This window comes from Paenibacillus sp. FJAT-27812 (genome assembly GCF_001273905.1).
Taxonomy (GTDB): Bacteria; Bacillota; Bacilli; order Paenibacillales; family Paenibacillaceae; genus Pristimantibacillus.
This window is the reverse complement of the sequence record NZ_LIGH01000001.1, coordinates 1,445,850-1,469,428: the sequence shown is the minus strand read 5'-3', so window position 1 is coordinate 1,469,428 and position 23,579 is coordinate 1,445,850. Positions and strand designations below refer to the sequence as shown.

Sequence of the window (23,579 nt, the reverse complement as noted above, 5' to 3'; positions counted from 1 at the left end):
GAAGGATAACGAATAGAAGACAGCTCGGGAGTGCTCCTGCGGGAGCGTTTCTGGGCTGTTTTTCATTATAGCTGCGTTTTATGAGGGCGATAGTGAAGAATTTGGTTTTTTCGGTATAATAGCTGGAGGAGGGGATTTACGTTGGCAGAACCACTTAAAGCAATATATGACGGGTTATTTTTAGAACGGTTCGCAAGCTTGGTGAAAACGGCATGGAGCCCGTTTGACGAGGCGCTCTTCATCGAGCGAGTGAGAGACGAGAGCTGGGAGCTGCTTGAGCTCAAGGCCCGTACACGGAAAATTACGGAAGCGCTTGGCGCCTCATTGCCGCAATCCTATGAAAAGGCGCTGGCTGTTTTATATCAAATAGATGAAAAATGCACGGGACTTCCCTATTTGTTCTTTCCGGATTTCGTTGAAGTATACGGCATGGAGCCGCAGCTTTGGGACCTGTCGCTCGCTGCGCTGAAACGCTTTACCGAGCGCTCTACCTCTGAATTCGCCATACGTGCGTTTATTCTCAGTGACCCGGAGCGTATCGCACAGCAAATGCTCGAATGGGCGGATCATCCGAATGAGCATGTGCGGCGGCTGGCGAGTGAAGGCATTAGGCCGCGCCTGCCATGGGCGCAGGCGCTGCCGCTCTTTAAGCGTGACCCATCGCCGATTGTGCCCATTTTGGACAAGCTAAAACAAGATCCTTCGCTCTATGTGCGCAAGAGCGTGGCGAACAATTTGAATGATATCGCCAAGGATCACCCGGACCTGGTTACCCAGCTTGCAGCGGCGTGGATCGGCAAGGATGCCAAGACCGATTGGATTATACGGCATGGCTGCCGCACGCTGATTAAGCAATCCAACCCGCAGATTATGGCTTTGTTCGGCTATGCTGAAAATGAAAGCACGGAGGAAGACGGATCTTCCCTTGTTGTTACCGCAGCTCTGGAGGTAGAGCCGAGTACGATTGTGATCGGGGACGAGGTTGCTTTACGCTATCGTTTACAAGTACGCGAGGGCGCGCCGGCGAAGCTTCGCATCGAATACGGCATTGCCTTCGTGAAATCGGGCGGCAAAACATCATTAAAGCGGTTTTTGCTATCCGATCGCGAATATGCAGGCGGAGCTTCCGCATCAGGTACAAGGGTACATCGCTTTGCCGATTTAACGACGCGCAAGCACTATAGCGGGCTTCATCGCATCACATTATGGGTAAATGGGAGAGAGGTGGCCGAATCCGAGCTGCTTGTGATGGAGGCTGAAGCAACATGACGATTGGCGCAAGGGTTTTAAAAACGGGGATGGCTGTCGCGTTAGCGATATACTTAAGCAGCTTGTTCGGCTTTGCGTCCCCGCTTATTGCTGCTGTTGCAGCTATTTTTACGATTCAGCCCTCGATTTACCGGTCATGGCAGCGTGTTGCGGACCAGGTGCAAACGAATCTGCTTGGCGCTTTTATAGCAATCATAGCCGTTCGGTTATTCGGTCATACGCCGATTGCGGCTGGACTTGTCTGTATTCTCGTTATTCTAATCAGCATCCGTCTCAAAATGGAAAGCACAATCAGCCTGACGCTTGTGACGGTCGTCGCGATCATGGAGGCGAATGGACAGGGCTGGGATGTGGCGGTTGGGCGGCTGCTGATGGTTCTTACCGGTATCGGCGCTTCATTCGCAGTCAACGTGCTGGTGTTCCCGCCGCGACCAAGGCGGCAGTTCACGGAGCAGGTGCATCAGGCCTACACCCAGCTTTCACTGCTGCTGCGCACGGCGATTTCCAACGAGATGAAGGAGCAGGTATTCCGCCAGGAAAAGGACAAGCTTCATATTACGCTGAGGAAGCTGGAGGAGCGCCATGCCGTATTCGAAGAGGAGCGCAAGGTGCTTGCACGGGCGAGGACAAGTCATGCCAGGCAGCTTCTCCTATCGAAGCAAATGATTAAGACGCTGCAAAAAGGAGCCGATCTTCTTGATGTGGTAGAGGAGCATTATTTTGCTTCGCCAAGCGCAGGCGAGTGGGCGCTGCGCTTCGATCGGCAAATTGAGGAGTTGTCCAAATATCACGAGCATATTTTGCTCAAAGCAGAGGATAAAATGAAGCCGCACGCGCTTATCGAGCCGGAGGAAGAGCGCGAGGCTCGGTTCGTAAAGGATTTAACGGCATACATCATGGAAGATCCGGATGAGCACAAGCGCCTTGTCTTTGTCGCTTCGGGACTGTTCGAATATGCGTATCATCTGCGTCGATTGGAGAAGCTGCTCGACCAAGTGCAGCAGCGCGAGGAGAACGCGAAGCGCGGCGCTGATGAATCGGGAGCTGCGGAGAAGCAGCTTTAATTCGCAGGCTGCATTACATGATGAAGATACAAAAACAGCAGGAGGGAGCATCTCGATTGAGCGCTCCAGCCTGCTGTTTTGTTTATAGAAATAATGTTATTGATCGTCGTCGGTTTTGTTGCTGCCCTCGTGACGGCGAGGATGCTGCATATGCGCTTCTGGATTATTGTCATCATCATGCGGCACCAAGCGCGGATCGGTATGCCCTTGATGATGGTTATTGAAGTATAGCTCGACCAGCTGCCATTCTGTTGATCCAAGCATAGGGTCTGCCGGGAACACGTCTCCGCGTTCAAGCTGTTCCTCACGGCCCCATTCGTTGCGGTAGGTACCTTTTACTTCAACCGGTTCGCCTGATAGGGGATTCATCTCATGATGGTTGTCTTGATTGCTCATTTAGTGTCATCCAACCTTCCTATGCTTATAATCCGTGCTTCGGCACCGCTGCGCGATCGGCATCTGATTGCAGCTCGCTAGCTGATTCTTTGCTTGCTTTATTGCGGTCTGCTTGGGATTGGGCTTTGCTTGCCGCTTTCTGCTGATCGGATGGCTGTTTGCCTGACATGTGGTCACCCTCCTGAGGTATTCATCGTTATCTTCGCAAGAAGATCCTCAACAGTGTGCCACAAAAGGAGGAATTGTATGAGTCCAGGCAATGGAGAGAATAAGGGAAGATTATAGCAGTTGAAGTCCGCAGGAGGGGCAATTCGAATCACGTTCAGTGACCGTTTCGCTGCAAGCCGGACAAGGCTCGGAGAAAGCCGCAATGGCGGCTTCAGCGCTCTTGTCGGATTTTACAATAGCTTTATCGGCGTTATTCTCTGGCTGCTGCCTAAGATGGGCGGGCGTGCCGAAGAGGGTCTCCACCATTTCCTTAAGCACCTTATACCGGTCAGAGTCATCCGATGCAATTCGAATGAACATGAACATGCCTGCGAGCAGCGTTCCCGCTATTAGAAGCACGATGGCGGTTGCGCCAAGGTCAAACCAAGTAAATAAGAGCGGCGCAAGCTGCGCCGCCCGATCATGTAATAAGCCCCAAGCAGCCACTTAAGCTCACCTCACCCATTCACCTGATAACGCGATTCGAGGCGCTTGCCTCCGAACCACATGACCAGAACGGCGGTAATCGAGACAAAAATACGCCAAGGCTCATCAACGAGATTGCCGATGTCGAAGCTAATCAGCGAGATGCAAAATATCATGACGGCCTTCCCAAGCAAAGTAGCAAGCAGGAAGGTGTGAAAAGGAACTTTGCTGAGGCCGGAGACAATCGTAATGACGACAGAAGGAGTGAAGGGAAAGCAAGCGAGCAGAAACAGCGGCGTGAACCCTTTGCGCTCGACCCAGTTGAAAAACCGTTCTGACTTTGGAAAACGTTTCTCCAGCCTTCCCTTAACGTTGCGCCCAAGCGTTCTGCTAATCCAAAATACGCATACAGCGCCTGCGGTTACGCCTAGCCAGGAGAATAAAAATCCAAGGCCGAGCCCGTATATGTTGGCATTAGCGGCTATGATGAGAATTAACGGAAGGAAAGGGAGGAACGATTCAGTAAAAGGAAGCAAAATGCCGGGCAAAGGGCCCCACTGCGAATAGCTTTGCAGCGTCCACTGAATGGAATCGAGATCCAAATGTTTTAAGTACTCCAGCCAATTGCGCCAATCATCCATAGATTTTACCCCGATCTATTTATTTGTAGCTTTTTCATTTGTAGCAAACGCCTTAAAAGGGAACCATAAATAAAACATGCCAATTGCTCCAAAAAGAATGGCGCTTATCCAAAAAACAGCAACTTCTCCGTTCCAAGCGGCGATCATGCCGCCAACGATCGGTCCAATCATAACGCCAACACCTTCGACAGTAGAGAGGATGCCCCAGCCTAGCCCCTCCTGATTAGGGGGAACATAAGTGGCAAGCAGCGCATTCCATGCGGGCAAAATTGCGGCATAAGACAAGCCTAACGCGACGGCAATAAGTAAACAATACCAGAACGTCTGGCCCGAAGCCAGCATATATAAGCCTAAAGCAAATATGCAAAAGCCGGTAACGAGAAACCATTTCTTGCCCCCAAGCTTGTCGGACAGCCTGCCCATCGGGATAAGCCCGGCAGCAGCGCAAAGTCCGCCTACTGTAAGGAGAATTGAGTATTGCGTGCCTGAGAGCGCTAGCTCATGATTGGCGAAGCTCGGCAGAATGGGAACCAGCATGCTTGCGCCAGTCGTTTGCAAAATCATGCCCGGAAGCAGCAGCTTCATTTGGCTGAGCCGTCCTTTTAGGATGACAAGCTGTTTGCGCAAAGGCATTCGGTTTGGCGTATCAGCCCTTTCCTTGCTCATGAAGAGCGTTAACAGGCATGCAGCCACGGACATGCTGACAAGCAGCTTGTACGTAAACGATACGCTGTAATCGAGCAAAATATTACATACAATCGGTCCGCTTCCAAGCCCAACCATCCATATGGTATAAAGCAATCCCATTTGGGTGGCGCGCTGCTGCTCGGTTACCTTCGTCAGGCAAACGATCCAAATCGGCGACATGCCGATGCCATAAAGGGCCGCCGTACCGATGAACATCCACGGAATCTCAGCGAATTGCAGCAAATAAACGCCGATAAGCGAAATAACCAGCCCGGCTTGCACGACGATGCGGATCGAAAATCGATCCAACAAGTAACCGATCGCCATTTTGAGCAGCGTATCGGTGACGTAGTGCGCGGATATAGCGGCTCCGATAACATCGGGTGAAAGCCCTAACGATTTAGCGCCGTAAATAGGCAATAAACTGACGAGTACGGCACCCCTCACAAACTCAACAACGAACAAAATAACGGAGATGAGTCGCATCTCCGCCCCAAACCAACCGCTCTGATTTGTACGCAAGGACAAGCTCCTTATCCATTTATAAAGTCGCTGCTCTCTCCATTATACGTGTATTGGATAACATATCCAAAACAATGCTGTCGGCTGCTGTTTGCGAGGCTTGAAGCTGCTTGGTGGACAGCTTGCTAATAGTAAGACGCAACGGATCATGCACGAGTTTCAAAATTTGTTCCGTCAGCTCACTCGCTTTACTCGCTAAAATAGCCGCGCCTTTGGATTCGAGATACAGCGCGTTTTGTTTTTCTTGACCGGGTACCGGCCGATAGATGAAAATCGGGAGTCCCGCTGCGATTGCTTCTGATAGCGTAACGCCGCCAGGTTTAGTAATGAGGCAGTCTGCGAGCGCCATAAGCTCATGAATAGGATCGATAAATCCATAAACATGAAGGCGCGAGGCTCCGTGATGAGCTTGAAAATGTTTTTCGATCGTATCTTTCAAGAGCAGATTGCGTCCGCACACCAGCGCAACCTGAACGTGTTCGTCTTCAAGCAAGCCGCCGCAAATACGGGATACGTCAGGCATAACGCCTTGCGCCCCCGCCATAATGAGGATTACAGGTTTATTGGGATTTAAATGATAACGTTCGTAGAGCTCGCTCGATGCTGTCGTTGCGCGGAAGCCGCGCTTGAGGGGGATGCCGCTGACTTGAATCGCGCTGCTCGGAATGCCAAGCTGCATTAGTCCATGCTTCAAGTCCTCCGTTGCGACGTAGTAACGCTCAATGCTCGGATGCACCCAGCGGCCGTGCAGGTCAAAGTCGGTGATAACGGCATAGGAGGGCGGGTGGTAGTCCCTGCGTCGTTTTAACTCCGGCAGGGCGAAGCTTGGAAAGGTGTGCATCACGATATCCGGCTGCTCCACTCTGAGAATACGCCTGATTTTATCTTTTCCAAAAGAGTGCAGCAGGCCGCCGAACAATGAGTCGTGCTTCATCAGCCTTGTGAAATCATACATCCAGCCGTAGAGCGAAGGCATATGCGTATAGCTCTTCAGATAAAACGACCGGGTTACCTGATTCAGCCATGGATGGGACTCTGCCATTAAATCCACCATTACGGTGCGATAATTGCCTTGTTCCTCGAGCGCACTTTTAATCGCATGTGCGACCTGCAAGTGGCCTTCTCCATAAGATGCGTATAAAATTAGCAATTTTGGCTGTGGATTGTTATTGAACATTATCATGTGTGCACCTCCTGCCGTTAGTTTAGCGGACGATTGTCATGCGAACATGAACGCAGTTTGGTTACTTTGTGTAATTTTTGTATAATGAATACGTAATCCATCCTATTTCTAATTTGAAGGAGCGATGATTAGAGTGCAGTATGCGAAGCTAGGAAGATCGGGGCTTAGAGTAAGCAGGTTATGTTTGGGTACAATGAATTTTGGCGTGGACACCGACGAGAAGGAATCATTTCGTATTTTAGATGCTGCTTTGGATGCAGGCATTAATTTTATTGATACCGCGAACATTTACGGCTGGGGCGAAAATGCGGGCCGCACAGAGGAAATCATCGGCAAGTGGTTTAAACAAGGCGACGGCCGGCGCGAGCGCACCGTACTTGCCACTAAAGTATATGGCGATATGCATGATGCTCATGACGGTCCTAACCGTGATGCAGGCTTATCCGCTTATAAAATCCGCAGACATTTGGAAGGCTCGCTTAAGCGCCTTCAAACCGATCATATCGAGCTTTACCAAATGCATCACGTGGATCGCAGCGTGAATTGGAGCGAACTGTGGGGAGCATTCGAAACAGCCGTATCACAAGGCAAAGTCGGCTACATAGGCTCAAGCAACTTTGCAGGCTGGGATATCGCGGTTGCACAGGGCGAAGCAAAAGCGAGAGGCTCGATTGGGCTCGTATCCGAGCAGCATAAATACAATCTGCTATGCCGTCTGCCGGAGCTGGAAGTATTGCCTGCATCGAAGGAATTAGGCCTGGGCGTTATTCCGTGGAGCCCGCTCGATGGCGGCTTGCTTGCAGGCAACCATCGCCGGAAGGACGGAGGCCGCCGCAGCGGCGATTCCAAGCGGCTTGAGCAGCACCGTGAGCAGCTTGATGCTTACGCTGCTTTCTGCGACGAGCTAGGCGAGCCTGAGGATCTTGTGTCTCTTGCATGGCTGCTTGCCAATCCAGCAGTAACTGCTCCGATCATCGGCGTCCGGACACTGGATCAGTTCGAGCGCTCGCTTCGCGCGGTCGAGATTTCATTAGACGAATCAGCGCTGAAGCGCATTGATGAAATATTCCCTGGCCCTGGCGGAGACGCGCCTCGCGCATACGCCTGGTAAAAACAAATCGCCCCGTTTCCATATGTGGAAACGGGGCGAATGCTATTTTAGATGAAGATCAAATTAAAAGGTTGAAGAGAACGGGATCCTTATTTAGCTCTAGAAACTGAAAACCTTTTTTTGTCATACGGTCGACGAGGGGATCATAGTCCTCACGGTGCTTGAGCTCGATTCCGACAAGCGCGGGGCCGTTATCCTTATTCGACTTCTTCGTATATTCGAAGCGGGTGATGTCATCATTTGGACCGAGCACCTGATCGAGAAACTCTCGAAGCGCTCCGGCGCGTTGAGGGAAGCTGACCATAAAATAATGTTTGTAGCCTTCATAAATGAGGGAACGCTCTTTGATTTCTTGCATACGGTCAACATCGTTATTGCCGCCGCTTACGACGCAGACAACTGTCTTGCCTCGGATCTGCTCGCGGTAAGCTTCAAGCGCTGCAATCGGCAGTGCGCCTGCCGGCTCGGCTACGATCGCATTCTCGTTGTACAAATCGAGCATCGTTGTACACACTTTTCCTTCAGGTACGGCAATAACATCGTCCAGCAGGTCTTTGCAAAGCTCGAACGTCAAATCGCCGATACGTTTGACGGCTGCGCCGTCCACGAACTTGTCGATTTGGTCAAGAGGCGTTACGTGTCCTGCATCAAGTGAAGCCCTTAACGACTGCGCGCCTTCCGGTTCAACACCGATGACCTTCGTTGAAGGAGAGACGATTTTGACATAGGAGGAGACTCCGGCTGCAAGCCCGCCGCCGCCGACGGTTACGAACACGAAATCGGGTACGCTCTCTGCCGCTTCCATAAACTCTTGGCCAACCGTACCGTTTCCTGCGATGATTTTTGGATCGTCGAAGGGGTGGATGAATGCCATTCCGCTGCGATTACTCTCGGCAATGGCCTCATCATAGGCATCATCGAAGGTATCGCCTGTCAGAATGACCTCCACAAACGATCCGCCAAAGAAGCTTACCTGCGTTACCTTTTGGCGAGGAGTCGTGCTTGGCATATATATTTTGCCGGGGATGCCGAGCGTTTGGCAGGAGTAGGCTACTCCTTGCGCATGGTTGCCGGCGCTAGCGCAGACAACCCCTTTAGCAAGCGTCTCCGGCGAGAGAGAACGCATCAAATGAAAGGCGCCGCGTATTTTGAACGAGCGAACGATTTGCAAATCCTCTCGTTTCAGCAGTACGTTGCAGTCATATCGCTCGGATAGCACACGGTTATGTTGAAGCGGTGTACGCGTAATGACATCCTTTAAATGCATTTGCGCTTGGACGATTTCCTCAAGCCCAATGCGGTGTAACGGTACGTTGTTCGTGTTCACGGGTGACCATCCTCTCAGCTTATCAGTTCAACAGCATAGATTATTTGAACTATTATAGCACTATCATTGTGTGTTGACGTATTTGAATATCAATTAATTGCTAATGGAGGGGAAGCCAAATATGGGGAAATGGCTCAAAAGATTTCTGACGGTTATCATTATCATCGTTTTACTGCTTGGCGGAGCAATTTGGTGGCTCCTATCCTATATTGCGCCGGATGAGAAGCTGGACATGAGCTATGCGCCTATCGACGTGAAAGAGAAGGCACTGGGTATGGTCCGTAAATTAAAGCCGGAGCTTGTCCTCTCGGAAGAGGATATCAACCATTTGATTAAAATGAACATGAAAAGTAAGTATGCGGCTGAAGGCGCTGAAGGTCCTTTCTTGGCGCTTGAGAAGGATATCCGTCTGGATGGCGCTACATTCGAGCTGGAAGAGAATAAGCTGATTGCACGCATGAACGTAACCTATAAGAATCGTATACCTGCCGAGCTGGATGCCGTATATTCGCTAGATTGGCAGTCGCCGAACATTACGCTAAGGCCCCAGTCGCTATCTATAAAGGAGATTGCTTTGCCGATCCGCATGATGGAAACGATCATCATCCCGCTTGATCTGCCGGCTCAGGATATCGTCACGGTAAGAGATGTGCAATTTGAGAATGGACAGATCAAAATACGGTTCAAGGTGAGTCTTCAATTGCCGCTTTAACGAAGCTCTTCATGTGAAAAAGGGGCACTCTCGAAAGGGTTGGAATAACCTTTCGGGACGGTTCTTTTTTAGAAGATTGGCGTAGATCCATGTACAGAAAAAATAGCGGTAGAGGTATAGCACCTGTACCGCTATTTTTAATATTAATGGCTCGCTTATTAGATGATAGATAAACCGGCGCTAGCATAACCTATTACAGCAGCAGCAAGTTCTAGATCATCTGTATCGGCAGAGTATACCAAGAGAAGGCGGGTTCCCGCGGTTACAGGAATAGCTAAAGCGGAAGCGAGGCCTGTTCTTGTGCTTCCAAGGGCAAGGAGGCCTGTAATTGGAGCGAATACGACGGCAGCGCCAGCAACGGGGTTGAAGGTATTGCTTCCCAAAGGAGCGCTGTACAATTGTGCAGTGAGCGTAACGGATGCTGTAAGAAGATTAACCGTTGCCGTGTTGCTGAAGAAGGCGGAAAGTGAATCTATCGTTCCATCGCGAGGAACGGAGAAGGCAAAATCAAGAATAGGTCCAAGAACAGTGCCTGTAAGATCAATAGATGTCCCTGAAAGCACAACGCCTGGAAGCGCGAGTCCGAAGCCCACTAGACTTACTGTACCGACCGAACCTCCTATTACGGTAGTCGCGGTAATAGGGGCGCCTGACGCAAAAGGAATAATGGCACCTCCGGATGACGGGCCAGTATTACCTGTAGCGCCAGTAGCTCCCGTAGCGCCAACAGGACCTGCTGCTCCTACTGCTCCAGTGCCGGCAGGTCCAACGGGACCTACTGCCCCGGCAGGACCTTGAGGTCCTCTGCGGCCGGAACTTCCTCTACGACCATGTTCGCCTCTCGGGGCATTTACGATTAGTTCCTTCTTGACGATAATGACTTTACCATTATGATTCTTTCTTTTTGGATGGCAGCCTGAAACCGGTTTTCTTACACAGCGTTTTTTGCGATTATCTGAATAACTCAGCGAAAGCACCTCCTTGGTATTTGCTCCTATTCTACGTTTATACTCTATCTATTGATTGGGTTTATATCTGCTATAGTCATAGGCCGTTAACTATATTTGCGGAAATGTATGTTTGCAGGGGAGCGGCTGCTTATCAGTTGTGGGAACGCCTTATAAAGAGGGAAGCTAGGAAGAGCTCATGCATAAATACATTGACATCCATGTTGAGAATGGTTATCATATTTACGAAAGTGATAATCATTATCAATACTGAGAATGCTTATATTTACATATAGCGGGAGGCAAAACTTGTGGGCTTGCTTTATGAAATGGTTATAAAAAAACGCAGCTCAGCATTCCTGCTGGAAGAGCGGCACGGCTGGAAGCAGAGCATCAAGGATGCTGCAAGAGAGAGGCTGCCGGAGCAAGGAATCAAGCATATAAAACAGCAGGGCCAGCAAACGGCTGGGAGCTAAGCTATATTTTCAAAAAGGAGCAAGAGACATGCAAACTGAAACGAGCAAGCCATGGAATTGGATGCTCTTTCCTTTCTCATCAGTAAAGGCAGGACCCGACTGCTTGTTCGCAGCTTCAGTAGGCCATGGCATTTATCAAATCGATGCGGAGAGCAATTGGAAGAAGCTCGACCATGGGATGGAAGAGCATGCGAACGTAAACCGGCTGCAGCTGCAGCATGAGCTGTTGCATGCCTGTACGAATAGCGGCTTATACGAATGGAACGGAGATGCGTGGGAGAACGACGGCTTAACGATTCCATGCTACCAATATCGCAAAATTGGCGGAAGCAGCTACGCTGCGACGGAATACGGGCTTTGGTCCAAAGCCAGCTCCAGATGGGAGCAGATCGCCTGCAACGACAAGCGTGTTTACGATTTTATCAATTTGCCTCAATATTTGATTCTGGCGCATGAGAGCGGAGTCTCGCTTTATGATCGCTTTATGGATGATTGGGCGCATTTTGAACTGGAAACCAGCGTTACGAGCTTAGCGGTGTTCAAGGGCCATCTCATCGGAACGAGCGATAAAGGCGAGCTCCTCATTGGCGATAAGAAGGGAAGGTTTGACCGCGTTCGCTTCGGCAAGCCGTTCATCTTCTCTGTGCTCGCCAAAGGAAATGACATTTATGTATGTACGGATCGCGGTTTGTTTCAGCTTGCTTATATTTGCAACCAAGTTACGCTGCTATCCGTTAAGCTGGGCTGCCCGGTAACCGATATTGACATGCAGGACGGCAATTTATATATGGCAACGCTTTTTCAAGGCATACAAACGGTAAGCGTATAAAACTAACATATAGGAAGCGGAGGAATCGCAGATGCCAAAGGTACTTGTCGTATATGCGAGCATGACGGGGAACACGGAAGAAATGGCCGAGGCTATTGTAGAGGGAGCGAAGGAAGCGGGCGCGGAGGTTGTATCCAAGGAAGCATTTGACGCGAGCGCTGATGAGCTTAATGATTATGAAGGCATCATTATTGGCGCATACACATGGGGTGACGGCGAGCTGCCGGATGAGTTTATCGATTTCTACGAAGCGATGGATTCGCTTGATCTAAGCGGCAAGAAAGCAGCGGTATTTGGCTCAGGGGACACGTCTTATCCGATTTACTGCGCAGCGGTTGATATCATTGAAGCGAAGCTGAAGGAGCTTGGCGCGGAAATTGCCGGCGAGTGCATTAAGTTCGAATACAATCCATCCGAAGCCGAGAAAGAGCAGGGCAGAAGCTTAGGCCGCCAAATAGCGGGCCTTGTAGCGGTTACCGGATAATTTAGCGAGAAGGGCGGCCATTGTGATGGAACAAATGCCAGCGGTATTAAGAATAGAAGACTATAAGCTGGAGGAACTGCTGCGCTGCCCTGAAAGATTCGCAAAAATGAAATCAGGCGGCAAACGGGAAAGCGACGTAAATTGGCGGCAAATGGTTCAGTTCGCGGCAAGCCATAGCGTGAATGATTTTTACAGGCTGCCTGAGGAAGCGCGCACGCAAGCGGCGATAGAGGCTGCGGTGGAGAAATGGTGGACAAATCGGAATTATAAATTTCATTCGGATGAGCATTATTTGCAAATGAAGCAATTGGTTAAGGCGCATTTGACGACTTTTCTGCTTGGCGGCTCGTGCCCAAGCATGCCGATTATTTTTTATGAGCAGCTCACGGCTTATGTGGATGAGCTTGATATGGAAATATCGCAAATCTTTCATTTGGTTTCCGTCGACCCGGAAGGCTCCGCTCAAGATTATATTGTACAGAAGCTGGCTATAGATACCGATCACGACTCACTCGAGCTGTTGTTTCACATGACGTCGGTGTTTTGCATGAGCGCCTTCGAGAAGCTTCCGACACGGATTGAGGTGCTGTCGCTGCAAAGCGGCAAGATTTCAGTGTTCGTACCGGATGAAGCATCGCTCGAGCGCTCCTATGATTATATGTATCTGGTCAAAAGCCTGCTGCCGGACGTGGACGTATTTAAGGTTAATCCGGGATCGCCGGTTCAGCTTGTTATGTGAAATTTGCAAGAATAGGATAGACGCTGCGAAGCTCTCAGACATTTTCCGGATGCGAAAATGATGAGAGTTTTGTTTTGTTGTAGACAAATGAAACGGTTTTCAAGTAACATGGGCTTTAGTCATTTTTTGCATATTTACACATGAAGTCTGTTTTGCTTCGCAAAACAAAGTAATGCTTACGAAAAATGTTTTGCTACGCAAAACAAATAAGGAGAGAGATTAGGTTGTCAGAGGAATTATTGCTTACATTTCGTTCACCGCCTTTGCCGTTTTTCATAGAATCAAACCGAATAACCTACCGCGCCGGCGAGGAGCACCCTAATCGGACTAACCTTGGCGTTTTTGATCTATTATTTGTAAATCAGGGCAGCTTGCATGTGGCAGAGGATAATCACCGCTGGACGCTTGGACCGGGCGATGTGCTCATTCTAAGGCCGGACCGCTGGCATTATTCGACTCGCCCTTGCGAGGAAGACACCGTGTTTGATTGGATTCATTTTCAGACGGTGGGCGCTTGGGAGGAAACGGTAGGCAATCAAAGCGGCTCGCTGAGAGGCGACTACTATACATATGCGATACGGCTGCCGAAAAAAATGAAGCTTACCTATCCGGATGAAGCGAAGCTTATTTTCTCACAGCTTCATGAAGCCGCCAAAAGCTCGTCGCATGGCGCGTTCTGGGACCGTCAGCAGCGGTTTTTGCATTTGCTGCAAATGCTGGATGAGGGCTGGCGCTCGGATGCGGCTAAAGCGGCGGTATCGGTTGCTGAACGGGCAGCTGCATATTTGAAGCTGAATTACCGCAGCCCAATCAGCAATACGATGCTGAGCGACGTGCTTCAGCTGCATACCAACTATATTACGCGCTGCATGACAGAGGTGTTTGATTGCACGCCGCAGCAATATTTGCTCTATTACAGGCTTGATCAGGCGAAGCTGCTGCTCATCAAGACGGATTGGACGATAGCGCGGGTTGCGGAGGAAACCGGTTTCCGGCAGACGCCGCATTTCTCCAGGTTGTTTGCATCGCATACAGGGATGCCTCCGCTTAAATTCCGGAAACGCTTTACGATGTAGGCTTTTAAATTAAGTGACGGTTCGGCTGCATGGTTGGAGGAATAGAAGCCGAGATTCAGAAGCAGCAGCTGCTGGTTCGATCATTTTGACTAGAAAGTTTGCATAAATTTCTTGCCTTTAACAAAAACTGGATTCAATAACGTGAAAAGGGTGGTCGCGATGATTGAACGGTTTTCGTTAACGGCAGATTTAGGCGATATGGTAGAAATGTTTCAGGTAGGCAAGGTGATTCGGGGGCATACGAACCGCTTTAATGTAGCGCCGACTCAGACGGTGTCGATCGTGATGAATGACCGTTTTGACCAAAGAACGATGGAAGAGTCGAGATGGGGCTTGTTCCCTTTCTGGGCGAAGGACGCGGTCAATGCAGATCATATGACACTGTCCGAGAAGCCTTTTTTAGAGCGGATGCTGCGGAGACAAAGATGCGTGCTGCCATGCAGCGGCTTTTTTGGGCAAAAGCAGTTCGGGAAAGAGCGTGACCCGCGGGCGATGCATATCGTCGTGCCAAGCCAGCAGCTGTTTGGCATCGCAGGCATTTATGACTGCTGGAAAAACGTGAGCGGCAAAGAGGTGCGTGCCTTTACGATGATAACCGCTGCCTCGACTGGCGCGATGTCGGTGTGGCAGCCTCGGGTTCCGGTTATTTTGGACGAGGAGGGCATCGAGGATTGGCTCAATCCGCGCATTACGGAATTTAGCAGCCTGCGCAAGCACCTGGAAGCGATGGATTCCTATCTCATGCGCGCCTACCCTGTAACGAATGCGGTGCATGATGATTTGTACGAGTCGCCGGATTGCATCCGTGAGATTCGACCGGATTTTGCATAAGCAAGAAGGAAAACGTTAAAAGGCGTTATTTCTTTTGGCTCGCTTCTAATGAAGCTGAACCGAAGGAAATAGCGCCTTTTTTGGTTTTGGGGGTTGGGGAGGCCTCTGCTAGAGCCGCTTGCAGCAGCTGGCAGGGACGCGATTAGTACTGATGTGAAAATAAATCTAGGCTCTTGCGCGCTCCAGCTCTGTCGTCAGCAATGGCACGACCTCGAACAAATCGCCGACGATGCCGTAATCCGCGACGCCGAAGATCGGGGCGTCCGGATCTTTGTTGATGGCGACAATAACGCGCGATTGGCTCATGCCGGCAAGATGCTGGATGGCCCCGCTTATGCCGCAGGCGATATAAAGCTGCGGGGTAACCACCTTGCCGGTTTGCCCGATTTGCAGCGCATAATCGCAATAGCCGGCATCGCAGGCGCCGCGCGAGGCGCCGACAGCGCCGCCGAGCGCGGCAGCCATCGCTTGCAGCGGCTCGAAGCCAGCCGCGCTGCGCACGCCCCGGCCGCCGGATACGACGATGTCGGCTTCGGCGAGATCAAGCTGGCCGCCGGTGCGGCGCACAAGGCTGCGCACGGCGGTGTAAAGCGGCGGCACCGTGAACGGCAGAGCCGTGACGGTGCCCGATATGTCGGCGGCGTCCAGCGGCTCCGCCGCCGGCAAGTTATTCGGGCGCACCGTGATAACCCACGGATGGCCCGGCACGAAGCTGCGCCGCTCGAACGCCTTCCCGGCGTAGAGCGGGCGGGTGAAAAAGACGTCATCGCCGCCATCTGCTTCAATGGCGATGACGTCAGCGATGTGGCCGGCGCCATGGTCCGCGGCCACGCGGGGCGCGAGCTCGCGCCCCATTGCGGTGTGGCCGAGCAGCAGCGCGTCCGGCTGCACCGCAGCCATGGCTGCGCCGAGGGCGGCGAAGTACGCCTCGGGCGCGAAGGCGCGGAGGGAAGGATCGTCGGCGATGTGCACGACGTCCGCCCCCCGCGCTGCCAGCGCTGCGGCTTCTTCCGCCGCGCCGCCGGTGCAGGCAAGGACGGCATGGACAGCGCCGTCCTTGCCTGCGAGCCGCCGTGCTGCGCCGAGTGCCTCCAGCGCCACCCGGCGGAGTACGCCGTCCCGGCTCTCTGCAAATACAAGAATGGTTTTGGACATAGGATGCAGCTCCTCTCCCCTAACTTTTATACTGAAACCAGGCATTGCCTTGGACAAACTTTTATTGCTGCTGCGCAGATCTTGGATAGCTGCTCAGTATGGCTTGCCAAGTGGCTGCGCTGCGGTTTATACAATAAAAACCTCACATCAGAGCTTAATTCGCTGGTTACGCTGCACCTCAGCGCAGTACGAAATCCCGCCCCGCTAACTCAAGTTCCGCAGCAACGAGCTATCCCACCCACTAACTCAAACCGTACGCCGAAGTTACATTCGCCTGTTACCTGTTACAGTTAATGCGCCGCCGCGTTGCAACGCTGTCAGCCATGATCGCACCGTCCTCCGTACAGGCTCCCTCATCAAAGCTGCACAAACTCCCACGCCATACTGCAAACACATTGCAACCTTCGCGCCGCGCTCGCAAACACACCGCAAAGCCCAACCTTCAAAGAAGCTTGGCTTCTTCCCGCAGCAGCGAAACGAGCGCTGTCGCTTGCTCCGCCGGCGCGCCGGGGATGCGCTTGCCCGCTGCGCGCGGCGGTGGCGGGAGCAGCTGCGAGCGGGCGGTGCGCGGTGCGACGCCCTCAGCCGTTAGCGCGCCGCTGCCGATCAGCTCCTCCAGCGTTACGGTGCGCAGCGGCTTGCGCTTTGCCTTCATAATGCCCGGCAGCGACGGATAACGCGGCTCGTTGAGTCCCTGCTGCGCCGTAATAAGCGCGGGCAGCGGGATCGATACGGTCTCCGTATCGCCTTCGACATCGCGCTCGACTAAGGCATAACGCTCGGCGGTCACCGATGCGGGAGCGCTAAGCACGCCATCCGCAGGCAGAGCGCTTAACTCGCCAGCAGTCACAAGGGTGAGCTTGATGGCGGAGGTGGCATGCGGCAAGGAAAGGCGCTGCGCCACTTGCAGCGCCACGCTTCCGGCGCCGCTATCGACTGCGAATAAGCCCGCCAGCAGCAGATCGGGAGCAAGCGGCTTGATCACGGCAGCCAGGGCAGCGGCGATAGAGGTACCGTCATCAGGCAGGGCTGAGCTGTCTAGCCGAACAGCCTCGTCCGCTCCAATCGCGAGCGCCGTGCGGAGCGCATCTTGCGACCGCTCGGGCCCGCAGGTGATGACGATGACCTCGCCGCCGAGCCGCTCGCGCTGGCGAAGCGCTTCCTCGAGCGCATACTCGTCGTATGGGTTAATGACAAATTTGGCTTCACTTTCATCGACACCCGTCTTTGTTACGACGATTTTTTCCTCGGTATCGAACGTTTGCTTGAGAAGCACCACTATTTTCAGCATAGAAGCTCCCTCACTTATTTCGATATTTGGTTAACACGTCCATCATTGCTACGATATGACGTTAATCAAATGAATAGACCGTACGCATTCCCCCTGCGAGCGGCATGTTCAACGCAAAAAGCTCATATACATGGAGCACCGCGGCTATTTTGAAAGCGTTCCAAAGCTTGTCCGACTACTTCACACGCAGAGGTGCTTGTTCCTTAAGCCGGCATATATGAGGGGGCGAGGCATATGCCAACGTATTTGGCGTTAAAGCAGGTCGATCAATGGCTGATCTGGGGAAGATGGACATTGTTTGCGGCGGTTGTGCTCATTGCTGTTTCTATGTTCGTGCTTGTTGTGCAGAGGCGCGTCTTGTACATGCGGCTTGGAGTGCCGACGCTGTTTAAGCGGTATGCGCGCAAGCCAAAAAGCAAAACCAGCTTCAGCGGCCAAGTGCTTGGCCATCGCAAGCTGCTTAATGACGTGCGGAGCGGAATCATGCATCTGGTTTATTTTTACGGCTTTATTGTGCTTCAGTTTGGCGCGGCGGACTTGATATGGAAAGGGTTAAGCGAAGGCGAGCCGCTTCCGCTGCCCTACTATAACGGGTTCTCGCTGACGCAGGAAATGACGGTAACGCTTGTGTTTGCAGCCGTTCTTTATGGCGCATTTCGCCGTTACGGAGAGAAGCTGCCCCGGCTAAAAAGGGGCTGGAAGCCGTCGCTCGTCATGTGGTTTATCGGCTCCTTGATGCTCACGGTTCTTTTCACCTTAGCCTTCGAGCGGCTGTCTGCCGCAAACGGTACGGGTGCCTCTGTCGTAGAAGCAAGCTATGCGCCGGTCAGCAATCAGCTGGCGAATCTCCTTGAAAGCATAGGCGTACAGCCGCAAAGCGCGGCCGCCCATGCGGGCTTTGAACTGTTTTGGTGGCTGCATCTTCTTGTGCTGTTGAGCTTCCTCGTTTATGTGCCGCAGTCGAAGCATTTTCACTTGCTGTCTGCTCCGGTCAATCTTTGGTTCCGGCGCAGCACCCCGCCCGGCCGCCTTGCGCCGCTCGATTTGGAGGACGAGGAGGCAGAGTCGTTCGGGGCTGGGAAGGTGGAGCATTTCTCGCAAAAGCAGATGCTTGACCTGTACGCCTGCGTCGAATGCGGCCGTTGTACGAATGTTTGTCCGGCAGCGAGCACCGGGAAGCTGTTGTCGCCGATGCATCTTATTGTGAAGCTAAGGGATCATTTGACCGAAAAAGGCGCCGCCATTACGTCAAAGTCACCGTGGCTGCCAGCCGGCATCTGGCAATCCAAGAGCAATGCTCCTCGCGCCCATGTGATGGGAGCGGTGCTTCCCGCTTGGGAGGCGGCCTTCGAGGGAGAAACAAATATTGAGCCGACGATGGCGGCGCAGGCAGGCGCATGGAGCGTGAAAGAGGGCGCTAAGCCGGAGGAGGTGGAACTGATCGGCGAGGTGCTGACCGAGGAGGAGCTTTGGGCGTGCACGACCTGCCGCAATTGCGAGGAGCAGTGTCCGGTTGGGAATGAGCATGTCGACAAAATCATCGATATGCGCCGTTATTTGGTCTTAATGGAAGGCAGGCTGCCGTCGGATGGGCAGAGAGCGCTTCAAAACATCGAGCGCCAAAGCAATCCGTGGGGCTTGCCGCGCGCGGAACGGGCTGCATGGATTGCCGATTGCGAGAGCCGCACCGGCATAAAAGTCAACACGATGCAGGAGCTGAAGCAGCAGGGCAAAAAAGCCGACGTCCTGCTATGGGCAGGCTCGATGGGAGCCTACGATATGCGGAGCCGCCGCGTGTTGTACGATGTGGTGCGGCTGCTTGTTCAGGCGGGCGTCAGCTTCGCTACGCTGGGCCTCGAGGAGAAAAGCTCCGGCGATACGGCAAGGCGGATCGGCAATGAGCTGCTTTTTCAAGAGCTGTGCCGCGAGAATATCGAGACGCTCAGCAAATATGACGTCAAGCATATCGTAACGGCTTGCCCGCATACCTATAACACGTTCAAAAATGAATATCCTGATTTTGGCCTCAGCACAGACATCGTGGTGGAGCATCATACGGAGCTGCTTGCTCGCTTGCTTGCGGAAGGCTCGCTGCTGCCGGTGCATACGATCGACGAGCGCGTGACCGTGCATGATTCTTGTTATCTCGGTCGTTATAACGACACTTACGAGGCGCCGCGCAATCTGCTTCGGGCGATCCCGGGCGTGACGATTGAAGAGATGGAGCGCTCGCGCTCGAACGGCATGTGCTGCGGCGCTGGCGGCGGCTTGATGTGGATGGAGGAGCATTCAGGCACCCGGGTTAACCATGCGAGAGCAGCTCAGGCGCTTGAAGTAAAGCCGTCCGTTATTAGCTCGGCCTGCCCGTATTGCCTCACGATGATGGAGGATGGACTGAAGGCTTTATCTGCTGATGAGAAAGTAATCGCGCGCGATGTGGCAGAGCTGCTGGCCGAGAGCGTATTCGGCGAGTAAGGCAGACGCATCGGATTTAGGGGAAGAAAAGAAGGAGGTCGCCTATGACATTACAAGCGTCGCAAAAAAACGCCAGTTCTATACGCAGAGCCGCCGTCATCGGCTCCGGCGTAATGGGCGCCGGCATCGCTGCGCATCTGGCGAATGCGGGCATGCAAGTCGTGCTGCTGGACGTAGTCCCGCGGTCGCTGACCGAAGAGGAGGAGCGGAAGGGGCTGACGCTCTCTGACGCCAAGGTTCGCAATCGGCTGGCGAGCGCGGCCGTTGCCAGGATGGGCAAGGCACAGCCGGCACAGCTCTATGACCCTTCTTGGTCATCCCGCATCACGCCGGGCAATTTAACCGATCATTTGGAAGCGCTGGGCGAGGCGGATTGGATCGTTGAAGCGGTTGTCGAGCGGCTGGATATTAAGCGCGAGGTGCTTGCAGCGATTGAATCGGCTCGCAAGCCGGGAGCTATCGTCTCTACAAATACGTCGGGATTATCGGCAGCTTCTATGGTTGAGGGCAGGAGCGAGGAGTTTCGGCGGCATTTTGGCGTGACGCACTTTTTTAACCCGCCGCGCTATATGAAGCTCGTCGAGATTGTTCCGACCGCGGATACGGCTCCCGATGTCGTGGCGCTGCTGAAGGAGGTTTGCGAGAAACGGCTCGGCAAAGGTGTCGTCATTGCGAAGGATACGCCAAACTTCATTGCGAACCGGATCGGAACCTACGGCATGCTCGTCACGCTCGAGGATACGATACGCTTCGGACTTACGGTAGAAGAGGCAGATGCGTTGACCGGCCCGGCGATGGGCAGGCCAAAGACGGCGACGCTGCGCATGCTTGATCTCGTTGGGCTCGATACGCTGCTGCACGTCGTGGACAATGTGCGGGAGCGAAGCGGCGACCCTGAGGAGCAGGCGATTTTTGCAAGGCCGCCGCTGCTGGAGCAGCTGGTTGCCTCGGGGAGGCTCGGCGAGAAGTCGGGAGCCGGCTTTTATAAGAAGGTGAAGGGAAAGGGCGGCAGCGAGATTGAATCGCTCAAGCTGGATACGCTCGAGTACGGGCCGAAGCGCTCCATTAATTCGCCAATCATCGATGCGTCCAAAGCGGCGAAAGGCGCGGCGGCAAAGGTGAAAGCGCTGCTTCGCACCGATCCTCGTGATCGCTACGCGAAATTCGCATGGTCGACGACCAAAAAAACGCTTCTCTACTCAGCCGCGCAAGTCGGAATCATCGCGGATTCGATCTCGGATATTGACCGCGCGATGCGCTGGGGCTTCAACTGGGAGCTTGGCCCGTTCGAGCTATGGGATGCGATAGGGCTGCGGGAATCGGTGCAGCAAATGGAGAAGGAGGGCGAGGAAATACCGGTTTGGGTGCGTGCTTGGCTCGAAGCAGGGCATGAAAGCTTTTATAAGGTCGAGGGCAATGAACGTGTTTATTCGGCGAGCGGCGCCTATAAGCAGGAGGAGGCGGAAGCGGACTCGATTTCTTTAGCGTCATTAAAGGCTTCGGGAAAAACCGTTCTATCGACTGCCGGCGCGAGCTTGATCGATATCGGGGATGACGTCGTGCTCCTCGAGTTCCATTCCGCGAACAATGCGATCGGCGGGGATATTTTGTCCGCCATCCAGCAAAGCGCGAAGGAGGTATCCCTGAATTGGCGCGGCCTTGTGGTTGCGAATGAAGGGCGGAATTTTTGTGTCGGCGCGAATTTGATGCTGCTGCTGATGGAAGCGCAGAGCGGCGAGTGGGATGAGGTCGAGGATATTATCCGCTTCTTCCAGGGCAGCATGCTGGAGCTTAAGCGGCTTGATCGGCCTGTCGTTGCCGCGCCGCACCGGATGACGCTTGGCGGCGGGGTTGAAGCCTGCTTGCCTGCTGACCGCATTATTTATTCGCCTGAGACATACTTTGGACTCGTGGAAACGGGAGTGGGCCTTATTCCTGCGGGCGGGGGCTGCAAGGAAGCGGCTGCGATGGCAGCTGAACGGGCTTTTATTGCAAATGGCGGCAAGCCGGGCGGAGACCTGCAGCCGCATCTGAATGCGCTGTTCGAGACGATTGCGATGGCCAAAACCTCCTCTAGCGGCTATGAGGTTAGAGGGCTTGGCTTGATGCGGCCGCAGGATACGGTCATTATGCGGCAGGAGGCGCGCATCGCCGAGGCGAAGCGGGCGGTGCTTGAGCTGGACCGGGCGGGTTATGCGCCGCCGGCGGAGGAACGCATTCGCGTTGCCGGACGTGAAGGCAAGGCGGTGCTTAAGGTGGCGGTGCAAGCGATGCAGCTAAGCGGCTATATTAGCGAGCATGACGCGCTTATAGCCGGCAAGCTTGGCGCTGTGCTCGCTGGCGGCGACATTCAGCCGGGCGCTGAGGTGAGCGAGCAATATTTGCTCGACCTGGAATGCGAAGCGTTCCTCAGCCTTTGCGGCGAGCGCAAAACGCAGGATCGCATGAGCCATATGCTGGCGACGGGCAAACCGCTGCGCAACTAACTTTTAAAGGGGGAGTGCGAAATGTCAGCTTCATCACCGTTTGAGGATCACGACCGCGATGCCGTTATCGTTGCTGCGGTGAGGACGGCGGTCGGCAAAGCATCGAAGGGGAGCTTGGCGGAGACGAGGGCGGAGGATCTAGGGCGGGCGGTGCTGCAAGGGGCGCTTGCGCGAGTGCCCGCCTTGTCGCCGGAGCTCGTGGAGGATGTGATTATCGGCTGCGCGATGCCCGAGGGGGAGCAGGGACTCAACATGGCCCGCACCATCTCGCTTTACGCAGGCTTGCCGGTTACGACGCCTGCCGTTACCATTAACCGGTTTTGCGCTTCGGGCCTGCAAGCCATCGCTTATGCAGCGGAGCGCATCCGGCTTGGCGATGCCGATATTATCGCGGCTGGCGGCGTCGAGAGCATGAGCCATGTGCCGATGACGGGCTTTAAGCTGTCGCCGCATCCTGCCATCGTGGATACGCGGCCTGAAGTGTATATGGGCATGGGGCATACCGCGGAAGAGGTTGCCCGCCGCTATGGCGTGACGCGCGAGGCACAGGATGCTTTCGCGTCATCGAGCCACCGCAAGGCTGCGGCAGCGATTGAAGCAGGGCGCTTCCAAGCCGAAATCGTGCCGATAACGACTAGCCGATCAGGCGTGAACGACGCCGGTCGGCCTTGGTCGAAGGTAATCCAATTCGATACGGACGAAGGAGTGAGGCCGGAGACGACCGTTCAAACTTTAGCTCCGCTTAAGCCTTCATTTGCCCGGGAGGGCACGGTTACTGCAGGCAATACCTCGCAGATGAGCGATGGGGCAGCGGCTGTCATCGTAATGAGCCGAGCACGCGCCGCGGAGCTGGGGCTGCGGCCGCTCGCCGTATTCCGCAGCTATAGCGTGGCTGGCGTCGCTCCTGAGGTTATGGGCATCGGACCGATTGAAGCCGTGCCGAAGGCGCTGCGCAAAGCAGGGATCACGCTTGAACAGGTTGATCTCTTCGAGCTGAATGAAGCTTTTGCCGCGCAATGCGTACCGATTATTCGGGAGCTTGGGATCAACCCGGAAATTGTTAATGTGAACGGCGGAGCAATTGCGCTTGGGCATCCGCTGGGCTGTACAGGGACTAAGCTAACCGTGTCGCTCATCCATGAGCTTGGCCGCAGAGGCGGCGGAATCGGTGTCGTGACGATGTGTGTAGGCGGCGGAATGGGTGCGGCAGGCGTAATCGAGGTATACGGCAGCTAAATGGCATGA

At 53.6% G+C, this 23,579-nt stretch carries 23 protein-coding genes; 13 read left to right on the top strand and 10 right to left on the bottom strand.

Going from position 1 to position 23,579, the window contains the following annotated elements; genetic code table 11:
• The first annotated feature begins 141 nt into the window (after positions 1-141).
• Positions 142-1,269 (top strand): DNA alkylation repair protein, encoded by a 1,128-nt coding sequence (locus tag ADU23_RS06205; RefSeq protein WP_053372948.1) that lies wholly within the window; start codon positions 142-144, stop codon positions 1,267-1,269.
• Positions 1,266-2,333 (top strand): FUSC family protein, encoded by a 1,068-nt coding sequence (locus ADU23_RS06200; RefSeq protein WP_053372947.1) that lies wholly within the window; start codon positions 1,266-1,268, stop codon positions 2,331-2,333. Before ADU23_RS06205 ends, ADU23_RS06200 begins: the two co-directional genes overlap by 4 nt.
• 96 nt (positions 2,334-2,429) lie before the next feature.
• On the opposite strand, the gene ADU23_RS06195 is transcribed toward ADU23_RS06200, so the two are convergent.
• The 6 genes from ADU23_RS06195 to ADU23_RS06175 form a co-directional block, all read right to left on the bottom strand.
• Complete coding sequence (locus ADU23_RS06195; protein WP_053372946.1) at positions 2,430-2,729, bottom strand: hypothetical protein; 300 nt, start codon at positions 2,727-2,729, stop codon at positions 2,430-2,432.
• Positions 2,730-2,754: 25 nt separating this feature from the next.
• Positions 2,755-2,898, bottom strand: coding sequence for a hypothetical protein (locus tag ADU23_RS33125; RefSeq protein WP_176707788.1), 144 nt, complete (start codon positions 2,896-2,898; stop codon positions 2,755-2,757).
• 110 nt (positions 2,899-3,008) lie between these two features.
• Positions 3,009-3,383: a zinc ribbon domain-containing protein gene (locus ADU23_RS06190; protein ID WP_053372945.1), complete on the bottom strand. Its 375-nt coding sequence runs from the start codon at positions 3,381-3,383 to the stop codon at positions 3,009-3,011.
• 11 nt (positions 3,384-3,394) lie between these two features.
• Positions 3,395-4,003 carry a TVP38/TMEM64 family protein gene (locus ADU23_RS06185; RefSeq protein ID WP_053372944.1) on the bottom strand — a complete coding sequence of 203 codons (609 nt, stop codon included), beginning with the start codon at positions 4,001-4,003 and terminating at the stop codon, positions 3,395-3,397.
• A 15-nt stretch (positions 4,004-4,018) separates the two neighbouring features.
• Positions 4,019-5,212 (bottom strand): MFS transporter, encoded by a 1,194-nt coding sequence (locus tag ADU23_RS06180; RefSeq protein WP_331459224.1) that lies wholly within the window; start codon positions 5,210-5,212, stop codon positions 4,019-4,021.
• Between the two features lie 19 nt (positions 5,213-5,231).
• Positions 5,232-6,395, bottom strand: coding sequence for an MGDG synthase family glycosyltransferase (locus tag ADU23_RS06175; protein ID WP_053372943.1), 1,164 nt, complete (start codon positions 6,393-6,395; stop codon positions 5,232-5,234).
• Positions 6,396-6,528: 133 nt separating this feature from the next.
• Here ADU23_RS06175 and ADU23_RS06170 point away from each other — a divergent pair, with 133 nt between their 5' ends.
• Positions 6,529-7,506, top strand: coding sequence for an aldo/keto reductase (locus tag ADU23_RS06170; RefSeq protein ID WP_053372942.1), 978 nt, complete (start codon positions 6,529-6,531; stop codon positions 7,504-7,506).
• A 58-nt stretch (positions 7,507-7,564) separates the two neighbouring features.
• On the opposite strand, the gene ilvA is transcribed toward ADU23_RS06170, so the two are convergent.
• Positions 7,565-8,833 carry a threonine ammonia-lyase IlvA gene (ilvA, locus tag ADU23_RS06165; RefSeq protein ID WP_255314465.1) on the bottom strand — a complete coding sequence of 423 codons (1,269 nt, stop codon included), beginning with the start codon at positions 8,831-8,833 and terminating at the stop codon, positions 7,565-7,567.
• Positions 8,834-8,954: 121 nt separating this feature from the next.
• Here ilvA and ADU23_RS06160 point away from each other — a divergent pair, with 121 nt between their 5' ends.
• Positions 8,955-9,545, top strand: coding sequence for a hypothetical protein (locus ADU23_RS06160; protein ID WP_053372941.1), 591 nt, complete (start codon positions 8,955-8,957; stop codon positions 9,543-9,545).
• 158 nt (positions 9,546-9,703) lie between these two features.
• Here ADU23_RS06160 and ADU23_RS31755 read toward each other — a convergent pair whose 3' ends face one another.
• Positions 9,704-10,522 (bottom strand): exosporium glycoprotein BclB-related protein, encoded by an 819-nt coding sequence (locus ADU23_RS31755; protein WP_157265645.1) that lies wholly within the window; start codon positions 10,520-10,522, stop codon positions 9,704-9,706.
• Positions 10,523-10,803: 281 nt separating this feature from the next.
• On the opposite strand from ADU23_RS31755, the gene ADU23_RS32675 reads away from it, so the two are divergent.
• The 6 genes from ADU23_RS32675 to ADU23_RS06130 all read left to right on the top strand — a co-directional run bounded on the left by ADU23_RS32675 (position 10,804) and on the right by ADU23_RS06130 (position 14,927).
• Complete coding sequence (locus ADU23_RS32675; RefSeq protein ID WP_157265642.1) at positions 10,804-10,968, top strand: hypothetical protein; 165 nt, start codon at positions 10,804-10,806, stop codon at positions 10,966-10,968.
• Between the two features lie 28 nt (positions 10,969-10,996).
• On the top strand, positions 10,997-11,797 hold the full coding sequence (locus ADU23_RS06150) for a hypothetical protein (RefSeq protein WP_053372940.1): 801 nt from the start codon (positions 10,997-10,999) through the stop codon (positions 11,795-11,797).
• Between the two features lie 31 nt (positions 11,798-11,828).
• A complete protein-coding gene (locus tag ADU23_RS06145; RefSeq protein ID WP_053372939.1) occupies positions 11,829-12,281 on the top strand; it encodes a flavodoxin in 453 nt (150 codons plus the stop codon).
• Positions 12,282-12,306: 25 nt separating this feature from the next.
• Positions 12,307-13,020: a hypothetical protein gene (locus ADU23_RS06140; RefSeq protein ID WP_053372938.1), complete on the top strand. Its 714-nt coding sequence runs from the start codon at positions 12,307-12,309 to the stop codon at positions 13,018-13,020.
• 224 nt (positions 13,021-13,244) lie between these two features.
• A complete protein-coding gene (locus ADU23_RS06135; RefSeq protein WP_053372937.1) occupies positions 13,245-14,096 on the top strand; it encodes an AraC family transcriptional regulator in 852 nt (283 codons plus the stop codon).
• 159 nt (positions 14,097-14,255) lie between these two features.
• Positions 14,256-14,927: an SOS response-associated peptidase gene (locus ADU23_RS06130; RefSeq protein WP_053372936.1), complete on the top strand. Its 672-nt coding sequence runs from the start codon at positions 14,256-14,258 to the stop codon at positions 14,925-14,927.
• 165 nt (positions 14,928-15,092) lie between these two features.
• On the opposite strand, the gene ADU23_RS06125 is transcribed toward ADU23_RS06130, so the two are convergent.
• Entirely contained in the window at positions 15,093-16,082 is a 990-nt protein-coding gene (locus ADU23_RS06125) for an electron transfer flavoprotein subunit alpha/FixB family protein (RefSeq protein ID WP_053372935.1), read from the bottom strand.
• Positions 16,083-16,524: 442 nt separating this feature from the next.
• Complete coding sequence (locus tag ADU23_RS06120) at positions 16,525-17,370, bottom strand: electron transfer flavoprotein subunit beta/FixA family protein (RefSeq protein ID WP_053377491.1); 846 nt, start codon at positions 17,368-17,370, stop codon at positions 16,525-16,527.
• A gap of 237 nt (positions 17,371-17,607) precedes the next feature.
• On the opposite strand from ADU23_RS06120, the gene ADU23_RS06115 reads away from it, so the two are divergent.
• Genes ADU23_RS06115 through ADU23_RS06105 form a run of 3 tightly spaced genes read left to right on the top strand, consistent with a single transcriptional unit; the run spans position 17,608 to position 23,570 of the window.
• Complete coding sequence (locus ADU23_RS06115; protein WP_082311016.1) at positions 17,608-19,848, top strand: (Fe-S)-binding protein; 2,241 nt, start codon at positions 17,608-17,610, stop codon at positions 19,846-19,848.
• A gap of 44 nt (positions 19,849-19,892) precedes the next feature.
• The gene (locus ADU23_RS06110; protein WP_053372934.1) at positions 19,893-22,334 is read left to right on the top strand and encodes a 3-hydroxyacyl-CoA dehydrogenase/enoyl-CoA hydratase family protein; all 2,442 of its coding nucleotides are present in this window, start codon (positions 19,893-19,895) and stop codon (positions 22,332-22,334) included.
• Positions 22,335-22,355: 21 nt separating this feature from the next.
• Positions 22,356-23,570: an acetyl-CoA C-acyltransferase gene (locus ADU23_RS06105; protein ID WP_053372933.1), complete on the top strand. Its 1,215-nt coding sequence runs from the start codon at positions 22,356-22,358 to the stop codon at positions 23,568-23,570.
• The last annotated feature ends 9 nt before the right edge of the window (positions 23,571-23,579 follow it).

Coding starts and splice junctions, on each gene's coding strand:
- ADU23_RS06200 (WP_053372947.1), top strand. CDS start 1,266: ATGACGATTGGCGCAAGGGTTTTAAAAACGGGGATGGCTGTCGCGTTA.
- ADU23_RS06195 (WP_053372946.1), bottom strand. CDS start 2,729: ATGAGCAATCAAGACAACCATCATGAGATGAATCCCCTATCAGGCGAA.
- ADU23_RS33125 (WP_176707788.1), bottom strand. CDS start 2,898: ATGTCAGGCAAACAGCCATCCGATCAGCAGAAAGCGGCAAGCAAAGCC.
- ADU23_RS06185 (WP_053372944.1), bottom strand. CDS start 4,003: ATGGATGATTGGCGCAATTGGCTGGAGTACTTAAAACATTTGGATCTC.
- ADU23_RS06175 (WP_053372943.1), bottom strand. CDS start 6,395: ATGATAATGTTCAATAACAATCCACAGCCAAAATTGCTAATTTTATAC.
- ADU23_RS06160 (WP_053372941.1), top strand. CDS start 8,955: ATGGGGAAATGGCTCAAAAGATTTCTGACGGTTATCATTATCATCGTT.
- ADU23_RS06150 (WP_053372940.1), top strand. CDS start 10,997: ATGCAAACTGAAACGAGCAAGCCATGGAATTGGATGCTCTTTCCTTTC.
- ADU23_RS06145 (WP_053372939.1), top strand. CDS start 11,829: ATGCCAAAGGTACTTGTCGTATATGCGAGCATGACGGGGAACACGGAA.
- ADU23_RS06140 (WP_053372938.1), top strand. CDS start 12,307: ATGGAACAAATGCCAGCGGTATTAAGAATAGAAGACTATAAGCTGGAG.
- ADU23_RS06130 (WP_053372936.1), top strand. CDS start 14,256: ATGATTGAACGGTTTTCGTTAACGGCAGATTTAGGCGATATGGTAGAA.
- ADU23_RS06125 (WP_053372935.1), bottom strand. CDS start 16,082: ATGTCCAAAACCATTCTTGTATTTGCAGAGAGCCGGGACGGCGTACTC.
- ADU23_RS06115 (WP_082311016.1), top strand. CDS start 17,608: ATGCCAACGTATTTGGCGTTAAAGCAGGTCGATCAATGGCTGATCTGG.
- ADU23_RS06110 (WP_053372934.1), top strand. CDS start 19,893: ATGACATTACAAGCGTCGCAAAAAAACGCCAGTTCTATACGCAGAGCC.
- ADU23_RS06105 (WP_053372933.1), top strand. CDS start 22,356: ATGTCAGCTTCATCACCGTTTGAGGATCACGACCGCGATGCCGTTATC.